We start from the raw sequence: 18,969 nt of genomic DNA on the forward strand, positions 1-18,969 counted from the left end.
TAACAGAGTGGCCAATGCCGTGCTTACACTGAGGAAAATGTCTTGCCTAAATTTCTGCTTGACAAAGGTCGTTTCATAACAGTTACAGATTGCTCGCTGCCAAGAAGGCAAATTTATTGGCAAAAAATGAAAGTTTAAGTTAAAATCGGAGTGGTCAACTTCCGATCGTTTTGGTGGTCAACTTTTTCGATCGTTCTACACGTGTGTTTAAGATCCCTCAAATTTTTTTCATTGCTCCATTGATAAAAAGTCATTTTTGATATGATAATGACCTCCGACTGAAGGCATCATTGCACAGGGAGGAATATGTAATGCAGCTTCCAATTGTTCCGCTTGTATTGAACACTGCTACGGCCTTATCCGTGGTTGTCATATACGTTCTGTCTTTTTATCTGGTGAAGAAAAAGAAGGAGCCTGTTGTTTCTCTTATACTGGGACTGGCTCAGATTCCGTTTTTTATTCATGCCGGAATGACGTTTTTAGGCGTTATCGCCGGTCTTTCGGCCCTGATTTTTCCTGCGGTGATTATTGTACTTTCAGTAGGAAACATCAGAAATCAGTCTGCTTCACGCGCTGCAGTTCAGTCTGACGGAAGGTTATGATAAACGTCAGATGATAATACAGGTATACCTGACTCTGTTCCTGTATCTGATGCGGAGGATATTATGGATGTTATGGAACTGATGCGGTCAAGACACAGCGTAAGGCAGTATCTTGATACCGTGATTCCTGATGAACTGCGACAGCAGCTTAGTGAATATGCTGGGGCATTGAACCGCGAAAGCGGTCTGCACATGCAGATCCTTTATGATGAACCTCTCTGTTTTAATTCCTTGATGGCTCATTACGGCAGATTCGTAAATGTTCGAAATTATATTGCGCTGGTCGGCAGAAAAGAAAAAGGTCTTGAGGAACGCTGCGGTTTTTACGGCGAAAAAATGGTACTTAAGGCTCAGGAACTCGGACTCAATACCTGCTGGGTGGCTTTTTCGCATGGAAAAAGTCATGCCGTGACCGGTAATGGGGAAAAAGAGGTAGTCCTGATTGCACTAGGATACGGCAGAACCAGCGGAACAGGACACAGGATAAAGTCGCCGTCCGACGTCAGCAATATTTCAGAGGATTCACCTGAATGGTTCAGAAAGGGGATTGAGGCCGCGCTTCTGGCGCCGACGGCACTGAATCAGCAGCGGTTCAGAATCGAGCATGACGGCAGAAAGGTGTCATCAGCGTGCGGTCTGCTTGGTTCCAATCTCAAGGTAAGCCTCGGTATAGCCAGGTGTCATTTTGAACTGGCTGCCGGCCCGGAAAATTTTGAATGGGTGTAGGCAGGCAGACAGAATAAAATAAAAAGAGTACCGGAATTTGCCGGAAAGAAAAAAGTATTATAACCGGCAGTTTTAATCATCTTCTGTCTGCACTCAGCCAATGAGTCCGGCCTGATGTTTGAATTTACCTCATGCAGAACAGTTCTTTCTGCTTAAAGGATTTTTTATGAAGATATATGAATATGGTAACAGAGATGCGGACACTGTTCTGATACAGCCCGTTGATGATCGTGATCTGGAAGGGATTGATAACGAGGTTGAGATCATAACCCGCAGCTCAAACAGAAGCTTTTATCTTCTGACCGTTAAAATTGAGGACTGGAATACTGATCTTTCACCGTGGACTGCTCCCGCCGTTTTCGGAAAAAACGGCTTTGGGTGCGGAGCCGAAAAGACTCTTAGCAGCATTCTTGAACTGTGTACCGACAGCAGACGATCCTACTTTATAGGCGGTTATTCGCTCGCCGGTCTTTTTGCACTGTGGGCGGTGTACAGAAGCGATGTCTTCAGAGGGGCGGCCGCCACCTCGCCGTCGGTATGGTTCCCAGGATTTACTGATTTCATGAGGAGGGAAAACATCAGGACCGGTACGGTATATCTGAGCCTTGGGGACAGAGAGGAAAAAGTCCGCAATAGAATTATGGCTGCCGTAGGTGACAGAATCAGAGAGGCTTATGATTTACTCCTGGAACGTGAAATTGACTGTGTTCTCGAATGGAATGAAGGAAATCATTTCAGGGAAACTGACGTCAGAACGGCCAGGGCTTTTGCCTGGCTGATGAACCGTCATGATCCGCAGGTTCTCAGTTAGCGTGGCTGATTTCCGTTCAGTATGAATCATCAGACCAAGCAAAGTGGTCATTATAATCGGATATTCTGCATTCCTTCAGAACGAAGGTTTCCAGGTCGCAGGAAATATCGAGATGTCTTTTAATATTTTCGGTCTGATGCTCTTTTCTCAGAATCTTTAAAATCGAAATGGCAAAACTTCGGTCGTAATCACTTTCCATATATTCGGAATCTATGTCTTTATTTTTACATATTGTGTACTCTCCGTAACCGCGACAGCCACTACATCTGATGGTGACCGCTTTTTTCCCGTTGATTATCTCATCAATAAAAAGAGGTTCATGGATGTACACATCAAGTGTGTAGTCTTCAGACAGCCGATTCTCAACGGATTCAAGACCCCCTTCATTATTTTCAAAGTCGGCGTGGCAGACTTTACGTTTATCCTAGTTCTCCCATATCGGCTGTCTGAATGAGACGGCACCGCAGAACATTCCGGAAAAATCCTTAACGGAGGCAGTGTTCCAGCACTTTACGGGCTGATTGAAGGCTACGGCTCCTTTGAACATGAAACTCATGTCGGTAACATGAGACGTGTTCCATCTGTCGAGCGGCTGGTTAAAAGATTCATCATCCTGAAACTTACAGCTCATGTCCGTAATGTTTGAGGTGTCTTTTATGTTGACATATTCAAGCCGGTACATATTTTCAAATGCATGCGAAAGTGAATGCACTGCAGGAGTCAGAATCACCTCAAATTCTATTCTGCGCAGAGCCTTGATCCTGTTTGCCATGATGAACGGATTTTTCTTGAGACGTTCGCTTCTGTCTTTTGGAGATTCGATCTCATCATTGTATGTATAGGCAAACTCATAGTTTATGGTCAATGAGTCAAGATCATTATTTATGATTCTTTTTAAAAGGTCCTCGGTGATATCATCAGGAGAATTTAAAACAGGATTTCTGTTCATGGTTTTACGAGTGTGAAAGAAGGTTCTGAGGTGAAATACGGGGGATCGCTGAAGACGGAATGATTACTGATGCTCCAGAGAAGAGAGATAATCATCAGTCATATCTCAATTTATATGATACATATAAATTATCAATAATACAATAATTATATGCTAAATTTTGAACTGAGAAACATTATGGGAATTCGATAGTATCTGAATGACAGGGCCGGATGGTATTTTTGACGTGGTAGATTTGAAATGTTCTTCACCGGAATCTCTTTTATGAAAGTGTTCATCAGGCTCATCATTTCTGACTGAAAGGAAACAGGACTGGCAGCGCCGTTAAATACTCGTGACGTGGCTGGATGACAGCTGTGAATTCAGAGTGATTTTCGGATATAATCTGCGCACTTGTCTCAAATTAGGTAAAAAGCAACACCTATAAACTTGAGAGTATCTTAAAACTACGTATAATCAGATCAAGTATAGTGATATTGCAACAGAGACGGATTGAATTATGAAGATCAGATTATTGGGGCTGGCAGCAGCCAGTTTAACGGCACTTTCAGGATGCGGAACCGAAGATGAGGTTGCGGAAAACGTCAGACAGTGCGAAGTTCTGGCTGAAGCGGATAATTATGCTGAGGCTTTTTCATTCTGCAGAAGGGCCTGCGACCTCAAGGACGGATACGGCTGTCTGGTTACCGGTATCATTTACGGGGCAGGTTACGGCATGAACCAGGATTATCTTCAGGCTAAAAAATACATGGAAAAAGCCTGTGATCTCAACAACAGTCAGGGCTGTTACAATCTCGGCGTCATATATGATGACGGCATGGGAGTGAAACAGGATTATCAGCAGGCTGAAACACTCTACAGAAAGGCCTGCGACGGGAAAGATGCACTCGCGTGCAACAATCTCGGAAATATCTTTTACTACGGCAAAGGCAGGAATGTTGATTACACTGAAGCGGGGAATTATTTTAAAAAGTCATGCGAGCTGAATTTCGGTGGAGGCTGTTTCAATTACGGAAAGATGTATATTGATGCCGCCGGGGTGAATCAGGATTTAAAGCAGTCTGCGGTTTATCTTGAAAAAGCATGTGACATGAACAATGCGGCAGGGTGCTTTATTACCGGTCGCCAGTATTTTGAGGGAGCAGGTGTGCAGCAGGACTACAGTCTTGCCAACCAGTTCTTTGAAAAGGCGTGTAACCTGAAGGAGGGAGAGGGATGTTATGCTCTTGCCAATTCATTTATTCAGGCTGCAGGTGTGGAACAGGATTACGGTAAGGCTGTATATTACAATGATCTGGCCTGTTCCCTGAATTTCGGGCAGGGATGTACCGGTGCCGGGCGTTTCTTTGAAGAAGGCATAGGCGTTGAAAGGGATTATATCAGTGCCAGAAACTATTACAACAGTGCCTGCGCTTTAAACAACGGAGAAGGTTGCGCATATATCGGCGAACTTTATTACGAAGGTAAAGGCGTTAGTAAGGATTTCAATAAGGCGAATATCAATTTTGAAAAGGGCTGTAATATGGATGCCGGTTTCGGATGCTTCGGACTGGGAATTTCATACGAGAACGGAAACGGAGTGGATCAGGATTATGCCAAAGCCATTCAGTTCCATGATAAAGCATGCGGACTTAATGAGGGCAGAGGCTGCCATAATCTCGGCAACATATATCTGAACGGCGTTGCAGGAATGCCGGATTATGCAAAGGCTTCCCAGTATTTTTCCAGAGCATGTGATCTGAACAATGAACTGTCATGCAACAATCTCGGAGTCATGTACCTTAACGGCACTGGTTTTAAAGCCGATCTCGGCAAGGCCGTAAACTACATGGATAAGGCCTGTTCCATGAACAATGACGTGGCATGCGTTAATCTCGGTTTAATCTATTCTGAAGACTCAGGAATGGAAAAGGATCCTGCTAAAGCCGGAGAGTACTTTGACAGAGCCTGTAAGCTGGGAAATGAGAAAGGCTGCGATTTGGCCGGTGAAATTAAAGAATAGGCTGGGGTGTGAACCAAACTCCGTAAATTACATATGGGCGTGTGAACCAAGCTCTGTAAATTACGTATAGCTAAAAATATCGTAAAAACTCCTGAGATATAATAAAACTTATATAATCAGGAGTTTTCATTTTGGTTAAAGAAAAAAAGAATGTATATGCTCATGCTAGACACACCCACTGAAAATTAAGGATTTCGAGAGTGAACGTCGCCAAAGTCTTGTTTGTCACATACTCAAAGACTATCTCTTACGCCTTTCACCTTCTGCACTGAAAAAAGCAAAATCATTGGGGAAATGATATACATTTATTCTGAGTACAATACTTGAACAGACCCTTGCTGATAAAAACAAATTAAAGCAGTTTCTATCATAACATTTCTACTTTTACAGTGAACTCCAAAAAGGTCTGAATTCAGACCTTTTTTATCAGAGCAGGTACTGCCTTTTGAAGGTTACCATTGCTTTTTAGTATGTTATCATGCCTGATTTAGGCAAACCTGTTTCAAGAATAGAAGGTATGTCCTGATCTAAAATTGAAAAAATTTTATTCATTACCTCTTCATATTCGGCAGGGTTATACAGTTTCAGATAGTGTTCGTTGTGGTTTATGAAATTAGGTTGTTCGTCTTTTGATGGCAAATTTTTCCACCATAACCAAAGATTTTCTTCCTGCATTTGTTCAACAATATTTTTCCATTCAACATTATCGAATGCGTTCTTTAATTCCTGTTTCCGTTTTTGTATCATTTCACGAATTTCATTGTCATCTGACTCATTATTAAATTCAGGAAACACTCCATAATAAAAAGTATCTTCATCATCATTTTCTATTTCAAAAACCAGTGTTAAGTTAATATCCTTGCGAGGACTAAATTTAAACTTCAGACGTGGATAGCTTATTTTTCCTGAGCAGAAGTTATTGATTTCTTTGTCGCAGTATTCGCCGTTTAAATGGAATTCATTGTGAATGTGCTCTTTAATCCTGTCAAAGATATTCTTTATTTTGGCAGACTGTACATGCTTAAAATTATCTGCGACGGCTTTTGCTGCCAGAAAGTACTCACTCGATAAAGACATGATGTCGGTAATAGAATTCATAAAAATATTCTCCTGTTTCTGGTTTTCGTACTGTTGCACAGTTAATTTTTCAATAAGTGTAATGTATTGACGAATAGCTCCGTATATGGATAATTTTTGTTCTTTATAAGCAATGTCGGCGCATACTTTCAGCCAGCGCAGTATATGTTTATCGAAGGATATATACTGCACATTGTTTAGTTTTTTCTCATCCATTCCTTTAATGCTTTTCGCTTTTGGAGGCCGTCCGTTCAGAGTAAGATAAAAGACCTTAAATTCTTTTCCCTGATGGCTGGCATATTCGTGATAACGATATAGCTGAGTTTCCTGATCATCAGCATTAATTTTGACTTCTATCGGGTAGCAGAAACCTGGTGTTTCTATAAATAAATCTATGCGTCCGCTACATTTGGATGATTCGTTAAAATACAGCTCTCGTGTAACAACTGCGTTGTTTTCAAATTTTTTGTTCAGTACGATTTTAAAAAACAGATGAAGAAATTTTTTAGAAAGTCCGTGTTGTGCATGAGAGTTAAGAAGCTCATAAATTATGCGACAGTGAGGTAATTCTTTTTCTTCAATCCCCAGAGCTGAAAAAACAGTAAAACTATCTTCGGGGCTCTGATTTAATGTCTGGGCGTATTTCTTTATATTAAGAATTACACCAATATTCCTGAGTAAAGAATGGTAGGTGTTATCGTCAACCTTCTGATTTTCCATTTTTCTGAATCCTTAGATTATATTTTATAGTTATTATCTTACCACTTGAATATAGAAAACTATGTAAGTTTTGTCATAAAAATAAATTTTATTCATGATTTTTAAAATTATCCAGGTTTTTGGTATGGGTAATAAGGAAGGGATAAAATGCTTTTTTGCAGTATATGTCCGTATTTTGAAAAAATATACGATATTACAATGTTCAAAAATTCTGCTTGACGCAATTTATATTCTAAAAGTGTATTCTTATATAAATTATGAATTATTTATAAATAGACATAAAGACAGTATGAAACCGGAAGTTTCTTTTCATACCAATATATTGCCTGAATCACATCACAAGCCAAAAGGCAGACAATTCTTCTCAGTTTATGTGATCTGACGGGCTCTCCTATGGGTTAAAATGAAACACCGCACTCAAATTATAATTTGTACATGGTGTAATATTAAACAGGTGTTAAGCTGTTTTTTTGAATTCTCCCTTACAATAATGATACAAAAAGGAAAAATGTTTTATTCTTCACCGGGGGCTCTCGCACTAGAATTCTAAGAAGTCTCGTCTGCGTTCCTGATAGTGACTCGATATATATATAATTTTTATAAAAACTTGGATGCTAAGGATAAACAATTGTTAAAAAAAACAGAATATAAAGAAGGTGTTTCACTCAGGACAATTCAGCTGTGGCTGATTGCCGGAGCGTTAGTTGTTTCCTGTCTGATATTTTACTTTACATATAATCTTTCAGTGAGCTTCCGTAACTTTACCGACAAATCAGAAGAACAGGTGGATATGCGAAAGGCCGCCATGGAGCTCATGGATGCATCCGATTATCTTACCGAGAAGGTTCAGAGTTTTTCCGTTCACGGAGACATTCGTTTCCTGAACGAATACTTTACGGAAGCCATGCAGGCCAATCACCGCGAGGAGGCGATAGCCTCCATGTCCGGAAAAGCAGGTTTCGAACCTGCGCTGCACAAACTGCTGGCAGCCATGGAAGGTTCGCTCAATCTCATGAATCGTGAATACTATTCAATGAAGCTGGTTATCGAGGCTAAAGGCATCGAGAATTACCCTACGGTAATCAGATCCGTTGTTCTTTCCGAAGAGGATAAGGCTCTTTCCCCTAGTGATAAGATGCTGCGTGCCGCTGCAATGGTTCATGATGATGAATACTATGCCCAGAAGGAAAAAATCAGACTGAACATGCGGGCAAGCTTAAAGGAACTCGAGCAGATAAACTACACCAATGATGAGGTGGCACTGGCTGATTTCAGCAAAAAGATGGACTGGGTCCGTCTCGTGATTATCCTTCAGACCGTGGGTATCTTCTTTATGGTATGGCTGACTTCAAGACTCGGTATCCTTCCCATTCTTAATGCCGTTGAACGCATTAAGGCCGACAGTCCTATTCCAGAGGACGGTGTAAGAGAATTCAGGTATCTCGCCAGCACCTACAACCAGATGTACGAGATCTATAAAAACAGTCTGGACAGACTTAATTTCAAGGCATCCCATGACGAACTCACGGGAGCCTTCAACCGTTCAGGTTATGAACTGCTGCTTCCAAGCATTGATCTCGGCAGTACCTACATGATGCTGGTTGACGTAGATAATTTCAAACAGATTAACGATACCTACGGTCATGAAGTAGGTGACAGGGTACTGTCACAGCTCGTAAAAATTCTGAAGAAGAATTTCCGTTCAGATGACTATGTCTGCCGTATCGGCGGTGACGAGTTTGTGGTCTTAATGATTCATATCAATGAAATCAATCAGAAGATGGTTTCCTCAAAGATTGAAAGAATCAATAAACAGCTGACTGAACTCGGTGACGATATGCCTAAGGTATCAATCAGCGTCGGTATTACCCACGGAACCGAGGTTTCTGATCTGGAATCACTCTTCAAGAAAACCGATGAGGCTATGTATAAGTCAAAGCAGAGCGGAAAGGGGACTTATACATTCCATTTAAATTAAGACAGTGTGCTTATCCAGAATCGGTAAGCATATGTCAGTCATATATCAGGTTTGCCTGCCCGCAAATCCTGATCAGTCCGTGATAAAAGGTATTTTCCCTTTTATCACGGTGGAACTGCCGACTCTTGCAACGTACTCAAGATCCGGAAGTTCGCTCAGCATCGATGCCGGAAATATCTCCGTTTCATTTTCGGTAAGACTGCTGGAAATACTTGCCTTAACCTTTGTAAGTTCATCAGAACTCTGATTCTGAACATAGCTCTGGGATTTGAAAAGAATTCTGGTTTTCGGCAGGGAGTCACTGATGTATTCCCTGGTTTTCGTGTCTATGACGCGCAGTGAAATCACGTTGTTTACGTTCCCCAGAACCTGGACCGCCCTGGCCTCGCTTCCGAGACCGGACTCAAAGTCGGCAATGGTCTGTGTGGCTATCGTTACTCTGAATTTCGCACCGCGTCCTTTGTTGAGCATCTGTATCAGCTGTTCGTTGATGACTTCCGCGGTTTCATCAACGAAGAGGTTCACGTAATTAAGATCCTTCCCGAAATTGTATCTGTTACCCGCCACTGCGGTTAAGTCCGCGAGGAGCATGGAGCCTAAGGCCGCGCCCGTCTGACCGTCGGTAAGAGAGTCAAGCCCAACGTACAGAATGTGGTTCCTGCGCACTATGTCGGCAAGACTGTAGGATCTGCGGGAGAGGTCGTCGCTTTCAACCGGGGACAGCATGTTGCCAAGTTCTCCCGATGTCAGCATGTCGAGAACAGGCTTCAGGGAGGCGATCATTTTTTTGTAGTGGTCGGGATCATGCCTTGCCAGTTCATAGAGAGTTTCAATTTCCTGAGAGGCTCGTTTTTTAAAAGGCTTCATTGACCGCTGATAGAAGGCCTCATATTTGGAGAGCAGTCTTCCGGGAACCTTTGAGGTTTCCTTCATGAGAATTTTCCATTCGTCGGCAAATCGCGGATCCTTTAAAAGATGTCTGTCAAACAGAGTCTTGAAGGCCAGAAAGCAGAGTTCGACAAGTCTTGAGTTTATGTAGTATTTTATAAGCTTGAGAGTAGGTCTCTTTCCGATAATGATTAATCCTCCGACCACGGCATTGAGTGCGCTGAAGGCAAAACTCCTGAATGGATCGTTGCTGCCTCTGGCAGTCGGTACCAGAGAGCTGATGCGACCGGCTATTTCGGTGCTTCTGGTAAAATTGTGAACCGGATTGATGCCGATGCTTTCATTCGGAAATGCCGGATGAAAAAACAGCAGTTCCCGGTTGCACGCTCCTGCTGCGAGCTTAAGATGTTCGTACAGATCCCGGTCACCCTTCGGATCAATGATAATAATTCCTTCACCGCGGTAGACTGCCTGGGCGCAGAGTAGATCATAAAGTCTTGTTTTACCGGCACCGGTGGTTCCGGTGATGAGCGTGTGACCGTCAAAAAAGCTCAGAGGCAGATATACTGATTCGACTCGGCCTAAAGACTGGATGAACGCAGCCCCGCGTGAATCCGGATCCCTGTGGATCCTGCAAAAGGCGGGATCCTTTTCCATCAGGCCGTAGAGAGCCTCGGCCTGAGGCTTTTCCCAGAGAAATCCTTCACCGAGATAGAGTCTGTCGGTACAGGTTCTGTCTCTGAGATCCCGGGTTTTCATGGCAAAGAATTCTCTGCCGTTTATTCTGATTTCCTCTGCTCTGATCCTGCTGTAGTTCTGCACTCTTCGGTAAAGCAGAATCATCATGAACATCATAATCACGTATTTGGCGGGATGTGCCGTTCCTATTGACAGGACAAATACGGCAGTGGCCGCCATGCCGGTAAATACGGCGGAAAGAAGGTAATATCTTTTCATGGTTTTTTCTTATGTCAGGGTTAATTTCTGCTGATGAACGTATAATCCTCATCCTGAACAGATTCCGTTCCTGCCGTAACCGGTTAAGGTTTTATAAAATCTCAGGCAGAATACGATGGAATCCGGCCAGGAACATGACGGCGGGATACCGCTGTTTATGATCTGTACCGTTACAGTCTTCCCTTGTCCCTTGATTGGCAGAACAGCTCCTGTTTGACCAGTCTGCATTCATCTCGGGTGAAGTTCCGGTGCAGCATGTTGTAGGGCATCTTGGTGGTGTTGCTGAACGTCTTGTACGAAAAGCCAGCTGCCGATACCGCGTCAGCATAGGAGTCTTTTCTCATGGTTCTGAGAATCTCGCAGGTTGCGGAATCTGCCGACTCAAGCTTTTCTGAAAACATCTCGAAGGCATCACGTTCATCAAGTTCCGTCAGCATTTCGTTGGCAATCATCAGTTTCTTCCCGAAATTCCGCATGCATTCATTTTCCATATCACAGAGGTCGTGCTTTTTTATGAATGTTCCGGTGACTTCTCCGTGAACCGTTTCAGCCGCACGGCAGATGGAGCTTCTTATCCTGTCTCTGTTCAGGGATGCTCCGATGCCTTCCTTGGCTCCGGTATTTTTTAAAATTGCAAGGGCACGGCATACTTCATCCTCAAATTTTCTGGCAGAGAATATAATTCCCAGAAATTTAAGGCTCTGTCTGTAGAGCCTGATGGCTGTTACCGCAGCCGCGTCATTGAGTATCAGTTCGTCACCGCCGTGTCTTGAGGTAAGCATTTCGTAGATGGCGATAAAGAGTGAGAGACATCTGATGTCATGAACCGTTGCCTGTGAAGTCAGTGTTTCATTTTCCTTTCTTCTCGCGCTGTTTCTGGTTACAAACTTTTTGAGTCCGTATTTTGCAATATGATAACGGCGGTTGCGGATCATGTAGTGAAGGTAGATGTCCGGAATATCCCTGTTCACGAAATCAACCGACAGAGTAATGTTCATTCCCTCCGTTACCATTGCATGGATCCCCAGATATCTAAGAGGATTGTCATTTGGTATGCGATCCGTAATTTTCATCATTTCAGAAGTGCTGCATCTGAACAGTCTGTTGTCACAGTCCAGGTTGTTGAAGAGAAGATAAAGGTATCCCAAAGCCTTATTGGACTGCTGAAGAAGATTAAGACTTCTGAGATGACAGATTCTGCTGAGCGGAATCGGACATGCAATGAAGACAGGTACAAGCTTTGGGTTTTTAACCAGAATCCCGAACAGCGGAAACGAACAGTACAAAGGTTCCGAATTTTCTTCTGAGTTTCGGGCACAGCTTTCAAATGCTCTGCAGAGATAGGAGTTCAGAAATCGAAGATTCAGAAACTCAAGTTCATTCTCCGTCCTGCCTGAGCATGATTTGAGTTCCCTGAAGCATTCGTAAAGGAGATGTCCTTTCCTGACGGTACCGGAATTTCCGGCATCAAGGAGATTATGGAGAGCCTGATTTCCGGCTTCGGCTTTCCAGTCGGCATGTTCCTTTCCGATACAGCAGGAACCTGCATCAGAGAGAGAGGTGATCCCCTTAAGGTACTCGCTCATGAAATTGCCTGACTTAAGATGATTTATGTAGGCCAGTATTTTCCGTCTGGGATCCTCGGAGTAAATGCCTGCAGAGAGCTCCGACATACCGCCTGCAGAACGTGCAGGCACTGAAGATTTTTTTTCGAGGTCAGGTACCCCGCTGTTAAGTCTTGAGTCTATGGTGATGCGGTGGGCTTCATTATGCAGGGCATAGAGCTTCCGGATGTCGCAGAGCGGTGTGGAATCAGCACCGGTATTTTTTCCTGAAACACTGCGACTTTCTGTTTTACCGCGGAAGCATTCCCGGTTCCTGTTGGTCTTTGCAAGATCCATGACCGCCTCAATCAGAACCTCTCGCTTGTCATGAAGAATCTGCGAGGCTATGTCGCTGAAGTCCTCAATGATTTCATCCTCATCGGTACTGTCCTCATCAAGATACATTTCCACGTCTGAGGTTCTGAGATCGCTGATGTCATCAACGTCACCGTAATCGTGCGAACTGCCGGATTCTGCGTTCCCGAAACTGCGTACAGCCTTGTTTGTCACTCGTTCGTCAGCGTTAACTTCAGAAGTGTTACCCGGTCTTGCGGTGCGTCCGTCCGAATTCCTGACTGATTTTTCGTTTTTATCGTTCATTGCTTTCGATTCCCCGATTTTTTCATGTGTTAAACAGTACCTGACTTAACAGGTGTGCGTGTAAGGTATGACACCTGATAAACGTGAGCAGAGCTTCAGACATATGTACGGAATCAGCAGGGCTGAAACAGACATACGGCATCAGACAGGAAAACGGATACGACGGAATGATGAGACGGGAATAACCGGTAATGATCGGACGGAAGGGCTGTTCCCCGCTAACGGCAGGGAAAAAATAAATGAACGGCACTGTAGTGAAGTCTCTGAAGTCTGATGAACTGATTGTTCATCCGGGAGACTTCCGGCAATAATCTGACGGGGGCGAATTAAAGCACAACAGTTCAAAAACATCCATAATTTTTTTTGAATCGCGGTTTTATTGATTATTATTTAAGCAATCAGAACGTAATATATCAGCTATAAAAACTATGAATAAGGATATATTTTATCGACACGGTGCGAATACCAGGGGCGTTTTCTGAAAACGGCCCTGAATTTCAAAATCGATTGATTCATGGGATTGCTTCGCCGATTCGAAAAGTAACAGAAACGCGAATAGTGATTTTGAAAAAATGAACTGCTGTACAAAATATCCTCAGAAATCAAAAAAATTCCCAATAATTTAGCGCTTGAAACAAAAAATATGATTGTGTAAATTTATGTGCGTCAGGTCACAAAAAATAAACGTGTAACCAGCCAGACAGTCGGAAGAAAATGACTGACGGAAAATGCACACGGGATAAATACAGCATAACGAAAGGACCGGACGGCATTGTTTTAAGGCAATATCTGACAGTATTGCATGTCTTCAGCATCGATAATCATAACCGACAGCAGACAGCGTTACAGGCAGTCTGTAATCAGGGACTCATGGATTGATAATGTCATGTCTCAACGGCATGGCCATGGACAGACGCATAAATATAACAACAATAATCAGCTTTTTAGAATCATCACTGAAATTTGAAAAATAAACTTTTACTGGCTACTTGATAAAACGGGATCGTAAACATGAGTATTGATAAAAGTTTATCAGATATTGAATCCATACAGGCTGCTCCGGGAGAAGACGGCATCCTCAGAGACGGAGATGACGGGAATATTAATTCCGCAGCCGGACTGTTTTCCGAAATCCTTCCTGAAAATTTCTCGGATACCGTGTTAAGCGAGAATTACGGCGAGGTTTCGGCTCTCTCCAAAATCATAACCGATGAACCCGGACTCATGCTTCTTGCCGCCAGGGAATCCATTCTGAGCGATATTGAAAAGCGTGTGTTCGACAGCGTCAGGAATGAAAACGGCTGCGAATGTCAGTGCAACTTCAAAGGACCTGAAAATACCGCAAAAGGTTCATCCGAGAATAAGGCGTGGGAACCGGAGGATTCAGACAGAGTGAAGAGTGACGGCAGTGATTCACTTAACGCTTTTTGTCACGATGAAAGGACAGATGAATGCGGTACTTCATATGACGGGTTATACAGTGAAGACTGTTCGTTATATGAAGCCGAAACGGAAATTTCAACTAGCGACATTCTGAAGCTTCCGGCTGACGCATCCTTATCTGATGAGGGGGTGGAAAATTTCAGAAGCAGTGATGTATTCGTTCTCTTCAGAGAAGCTGAAAAAGCATCCCTTGCGGAGAAGAGTTCCGCGGCAGACGGCTCGGTCTGGTGCGAATTAAGTACATCCGTTTTCAGCAAGAATACAAAGAAGAAAAATTATTCTGACTATAACCGCACACTGCAGAAGGTCCTTAATTCCCTCATTGCAAACGGAAGGGGAAGAGGCACGGATTCGGTTTCAGCAAGGGACGGGAAAAAGCATTCGGTATCTCAGCATGATTTAATAAAACTTGATTCATCAACTCTTTCCATTATCAGGGAATACCTCATGGCTGACGGTCTTTCAGTGTCAGCCTACAGAGGCATAAAGTTTGTTCTTGACTGCATGTCCGTGTCAGCATGCGAAGAGAAAAATGATTCACCTGCAGGAGACATCTTTTACAGAAGCAGGGATCCGTTTCTTGCCATAAAGCTTGATGAATACCTGACTCATGCTTTTGCCGAAGATTTCTGCAGTGATGGTTCTTCTGATGCTCCGGACGGCAGTCGGTCTGACTCTCACACCGAGAACGGAACAGGGGAGCCGGGCAGATGCATCCTCAACAGAATCTATCATCACGTATTCAGGGACAGGGTGATAAAGCCCAGGAATCTACCTGAAAGCGCAGACGTGGAATTCATCAACGGATATACGACGGAGATTGTTCTTGCCAGAGTCGTGTTTGCGGTTATGTCGGCAGCGGAAAGAGCAGGAATGGACACCGTGGAGTATCTGGATTTCATCGGTACGTCCGTAAAGGATTACGAAAAGCTTAAGACTGAATCTCTTGTCGTATCGGATTCAGGTTCAGAGACGGATGTTTCAAGGGTAAGAACTCTGGAAAATCTGCTTAAGACCGATATTACCGGAATGACGTCATATATGAAGCTTAATGCCTCCGCACCGGAAAATCTTCTCAGGCTCAGGATTATGGATCGACTGGTTGATACGGAAATCTCCGGCAGAAAGTATGACGGCGCCATGTATGAAATGGCGGGGAATCTGCAGAAGAAGGGACTTCCGGTTCTGTGGGCCATCAAGCTGCTTCTAAATTCTCAGACGGGCGATATAAAGAACAAGACCAGAACACTCAAGAACAATCTGTGCCTTCTTTTCGACGACGGCAAGTTCCGTGACATGACCGGAATACGCCGCCGGAGTAACGAAACCCGGCAGTCGGGGAATTCATCTCAGAAAGGCAGAATATTCACCAACAGAAAGGCTTTAACCGTAAGACAGGAGAGAAGATTCAGTCAGCTTGTCGAAACCTCGACTCTTATCATGGCGGTGTCTCTCTTTGCCTTTTCTGAATTCGAGCTGCTCTTTAATGACAGAAGCACATTAAGATATCTCATGAATGCCATTCGTGACTTCAGGAACATTAAAGGCGTAAACTCCCCGGATGATTCGGAAAATCACGCCAGAAAATATTCAGTAAAGCTTCGTGTTGCAGAGACATCGGAACTCAGTGAAAAAATCAGAGGTCTTGCTCTGAGGATTGTTTCCGCTCCGCGCATCGAACTTCTGTATCTTGCGGTATTTACCGCCATGACCATGACGGAACCGGAGGAGTGCTACGTGGAACTTCTGGCAAAGGAGTTTGACCGGATTATCGGTGAACTTACTTCCGGAAGGAGCATGCTGGTGATGCAGTGGAGATTTGCAGGAGCGTAGTCCGAAATTCGCGCAGTCATTGTCAGTAAACACCCGGAACCCTGTGTGATTTTTAATGAAACACCTTGAAAAAGATCGTTTTGGTTAAATTTCTGTAAAAAATATGTAATCAGATTTATATGTTCATCAGACAGAGATTTATACTTAAATAACGTACTTTTTTATAAGTTTTATTATATAAATCAATCATAACAGCAAAGGTGTTGTGCAAATGCATCATAACAGGATAAATCAGATTTCCAGAGCGGTTCTCACGGCGTGTCTGCCTGTTGTCTCAATGGCAATCTTTAATGTGGCCGGGGCTCAGAACTACGAGGAAGAAATGGTTATACTGCACCCGTTTCAGTGGTCGTATAACAGTATTGCAAAGGAATGTACGGAATATCTGGGCCCAGCCGGGTTTGACGGCGTGCAGATTTCCCAGCCTGCCGAACATATCTCCAAAAAGGGCGTCTGGTGGGCGGTTTACCAGCCGGTGAATTTCAAGAACTTCACTACCATGACCGGTAATGAAAAGGAACTCAGAGCCATGATCAGAACCTGTAATGATGCAGGCGTGAAGGTCTTTGCCGATGCGGTGTTCAACCAGCGTGCCGGAGGTTCCGGTACCGGACTCGGCGGTTCTTCCTATCAGAAGCGTACCAGATATGCCGACGGTTTCACTTCGGATGACTTCCATCCGGGGTGCAGGCTTTATGACTACTCCAGTGCAGATAACGTGCGTCTGTGCGACCTGAACGGCATGCCGGACATCAAAACCGACAGCAGCAGTACTCAGGAAAAAATCGCCGACTATCTGGCCACTCTGATGAACATGGGCGTACACGGCTTCCGTATAGATGCCGCCAAGCACATGAAGTACACCGATATTGATTCCATCATCAGGAAGACTGCCAAAAAGACCGGCAGAAGACCTCCGATTTATATGGAGGTTATCGAAGGCAGCAACGAAGCTGCGGATATCTATCCTGACAAATACACCTATATTGAAAATTCGGTGGTAACCGATTTTTCATATGTCCAGAACATAAAGAATGTTTTTGACAGCCGTAAGTTCGGTGATGCGCTGAAGCTTAAGGCAAAGTACAGGGGGAATTCTGAAGTGTTTGTAAACAATCATGATGATGAATACAAGCGCTGTTCCGCAGGTTCCTGCTCAATGTCCACCCAGAACAATCCATACTATCATCTGGCTCAGTCCTGGATGGCGGTATGGCCGGAAGGAACCGTAAGACAGATTTATTCCGGATATTCATTCTCATCTCACGATCCGGCAGGTCCGGTTTCCGCTTCACGCTGTACCGGCGGATGGCTGTGTCAGCATCGTGAACCGATTGTTCTTAACGCTCCGCGCTTTGCAAGAGCCACCCGTGGCAAAAAGGTTACAACCAAGGGATATGACAGTGGTATTCTGTGGTTCAACCGCGGCAGTAAGGGCTTCTATGCCATGAATCCTACCGGCAGTGATGTTAAGCATACCTTCACCGTGGAAATGCCTGACGGAGACTACTGCGATATTCTCGGAGCAAAGGATCCTGACAGGGATCCATGCGGAAAGGAAGTAAAGGTCAGGAACGGCAGGGTTACCCTGACTATCCCGGCAAAGAGCGCCATGGCAATCTGTACCGATGAAAACTGGTGCGGCAGGCGCAAGGACCCGTGTGAGACTGATCCATACGGCGCAGCCTGTCTCTGTAAGGATCAGACCGTTGATAAGAACGGTGTCTGCGAATCATTCTGTTCGGCAAATCCTTCAGATGAAAAGTGCTTTTGTCTCCTTAATCCTGATAATGAGGAATGCGTGAATCCGATAGAGAAGACCAAGGGAATTCTCTGCTACACCGGTACCAGCAATTCCTGGAAATTCGAGGAAATGGCGTACAGCAAGAGGACGGGACTCTGGACCACCGAGGTTACTCTTTCTGAAGACAGCGGTCAGAGCTTCAAGATTGTTGACGGCTGTGACTGGTCTGCCGGTGTCATTTACGGCAAGTCCAGTACTTCCGGCAAACTGAAGGTGAACGATTCTAAGGAAGGCAATGTTCCGATTGATCTCAGACAGGGCGTATATGAGCTCAGTATCAGGGATGCCGATATGACATATGAGTTCAAGGATGTAACTCCTGTTCCTGAACCTCCTGTACCTCTTGCGGCTGATTTCACCTGTACCGTTTCCGGTTCTACCGTGGAATTCCATAACAAAACAGCTTTTAATCCGGAGGACGACATTACGTACTTATGGAATTTCGGCAATGGGGAAACTTCATCTGTGGAAGAGCCTGTTGTAGTTTATGATTCCCTGGGCAAACACCTTGTTTCACTTCTTGCATCAAGTCGCATTTCCGAAGAAAGCAGCAGGGTGACAAGATATGTTGAAATCACCGAGCTTACCGAGAATCCGAAAGGTGAGACCTTGTGTTATTCCGGTACTGATACTGACTGGAAGATGGAGCCGATGATCTACAATTCCGCCGTAGGCTACTGGATGAGAAAGGTTGAACTGGACGGATCAGGCAGTCAGAGATTCAGAATTATCAGCGGCTGCTCCTGGAATGAAGGTAATGTTCTCGGCGGTAACGGAACATCAGGAGTTCTGATTAAGAGTGACAGTTTTGCTCATGATGTGGTACACGATCCTGAGCTGAATGGTACCTACAGACTTCTGGTAAAGGATAATGCTCTCGAATACAGATACAACAGATATCCGGACAGATAATCCCGCCTTAAGAAAATCAGCCATCAGGTTCTGCTGATGACTGATTGAAAATGAAAAAGAGGA

The 18,969-nt window shown here is 44.1% G+C and carries 12 protein-coding genes; 7 read left to right on the forward strand and 5 right to left on the reverse strand.

Annotated elements, in window-relative coordinates; translation table 11 throughout:
- The first annotated feature begins 311 nt into the window (after positions 1-311).
- The 3 genes from T489_RS0107360 to T489_RS0107370 all read left to right on the forward strand — a co-directional run bounded on the left by T489_RS0107360 (position 312) and on the right by T489_RS0107370 (position 2,139).
- Positions 312-602, forward strand: a complete 291-nt coding sequence (locus T489_RS0107360) for a hypothetical protein (protein WP_031579416.1) — start codon at positions 312-314, stop codon at positions 600-602.
- 63 nt (positions 603-665) lie between these two features.
- Complete coding sequence (locus T489_RS0107365) at positions 666-1,328, forward strand: nitroreductase family protein (protein WP_031579417.1); 663 nt, start codon at positions 666-668, stop codon at positions 1,326-1,328.
- Between the two features lie 166 nt (positions 1,329-1,494).
- Positions 1,495-2,139 (forward strand): alpha/beta hydrolase, encoded by a 645-nt coding sequence (locus tag T489_RS0107370; protein ID WP_031579418.1) that lies wholly within the window; start codon positions 1,495-1,497, stop codon positions 2,137-2,139.
- A gap of 16 nt (positions 2,140-2,155) precedes the next feature.
- Here the strand turns inward: T489_RS0107370 and T489_RS0107375 are convergent, their stop codons facing one another.
- Positions 2,156-2,470 (reverse strand): hypothetical protein, encoded by a 315-nt coding sequence (locus T489_RS0107375; protein WP_031579419.1) that lies wholly within the window; start codon positions 2,468-2,470, stop codon positions 2,156-2,158.
- A gap of 93 nt (positions 2,471-2,563) precedes the next feature.
- Positions 2,564-3,088 (reverse strand): BspA family leucine-rich repeat surface protein, encoded by a 525-nt coding sequence (locus T489_RS0107380; protein ID WP_051621884.1) that lies wholly within the window; start codon positions 3,086-3,088, stop codon positions 2,564-2,566.
- Between the two features lie 499 nt (positions 3,089-3,587).
- Between T489_RS0107380 and T489_RS14280 the strand changes: the two genes are divergently transcribed.
- Positions 3,588-5,090: a tetratricopeptide repeat protein gene (locus T489_RS14280; RefSeq protein WP_051621885.1), complete on the forward strand. Its 1,503-nt coding sequence runs from the start codon at positions 3,588-3,590 to the stop codon at positions 5,088-5,090.
- A gap of 465 nt (positions 5,091-5,555) precedes the next feature.
- Here T489_RS14280 and T489_RS0107390 read toward each other — a convergent pair whose 3' ends face one another.
- Positions 5,556-6,887, reverse strand: a complete 1,332-nt coding sequence (locus tag T489_RS0107390; protein ID WP_031579423.1) for a PDDEXK-like family protein — start codon at positions 6,885-6,887, stop codon at positions 5,556-5,558.
- A gap of 628 nt (positions 6,888-7,515) precedes the next feature.
- Between T489_RS0107390 and T489_RS13605 the strand changes: the two genes are divergently transcribed.
- Entirely contained in the window at positions 7,516-8,865 is a 1,350-nt protein-coding gene (locus T489_RS13605; protein WP_037319183.1) for a GGDEF domain-containing protein, read from the forward strand.
- Between the two features lie 72 nt (positions 8,866-8,937).
- Here the strand turns inward: T489_RS13605 and traD are convergent, their stop codons facing one another.
- Both traD and T489_RS0107410 read right to left on the reverse strand, forming a co-directional pair.
- A complete protein-coding gene (traD, locus tag T489_RS0107405) occupies positions 8,938-10,710 on the reverse strand; it encodes a conjugative transfer system coupling protein TraD (RefSeq protein ID WP_051621886.1) in 1,773 nt (590 codons plus the stop codon).
- 170 nt (positions 10,711-10,880) lie between these two features.
- Complete coding sequence (locus tag T489_RS0107410) at positions 10,881-12,914, reverse strand: hypothetical protein (RefSeq protein ID WP_031579427.1); 2,034 nt, start codon at positions 12,912-12,914, stop codon at positions 10,881-10,883.
- Positions 12,915-13,925: 1,011 nt separating this feature from the next.
- Between T489_RS0107410 and T489_RS0107425 the strand changes: the two genes are divergently transcribed.
- Both T489_RS0107425 and T489_RS14285 read left to right on the forward strand, forming a co-directional pair.
- Positions 13,926-16,190 (forward strand): hypothetical protein, encoded by a 2,265-nt coding sequence (locus T489_RS0107425; RefSeq protein ID WP_031579428.1) that lies wholly within the window; start codon positions 13,926-13,928, stop codon positions 16,188-16,190.
- Positions 16,191-16,401: 211 nt separating this feature from the next.
- Entirely contained in the window at positions 16,402-18,906 is a 2,505-nt protein-coding gene (locus tag T489_RS14285; protein ID WP_051621887.1) for an alpha-amylase family glycosyl hydrolase, read from the forward strand.
- Positions 18,907-18,969: the final 63 nt, after the last annotated feature.

Origin of the sequence: Ruminobacter sp. RM87 (genome assembly GCF_000701925.1) — a bacterium.
Classification (GTDB): Bacteria; Pseudomonadota; Gammaproteobacteria; order Enterobacterales; family Succinivibrionaceae; genus Ruminobacter; species Ruminobacter amylophilus.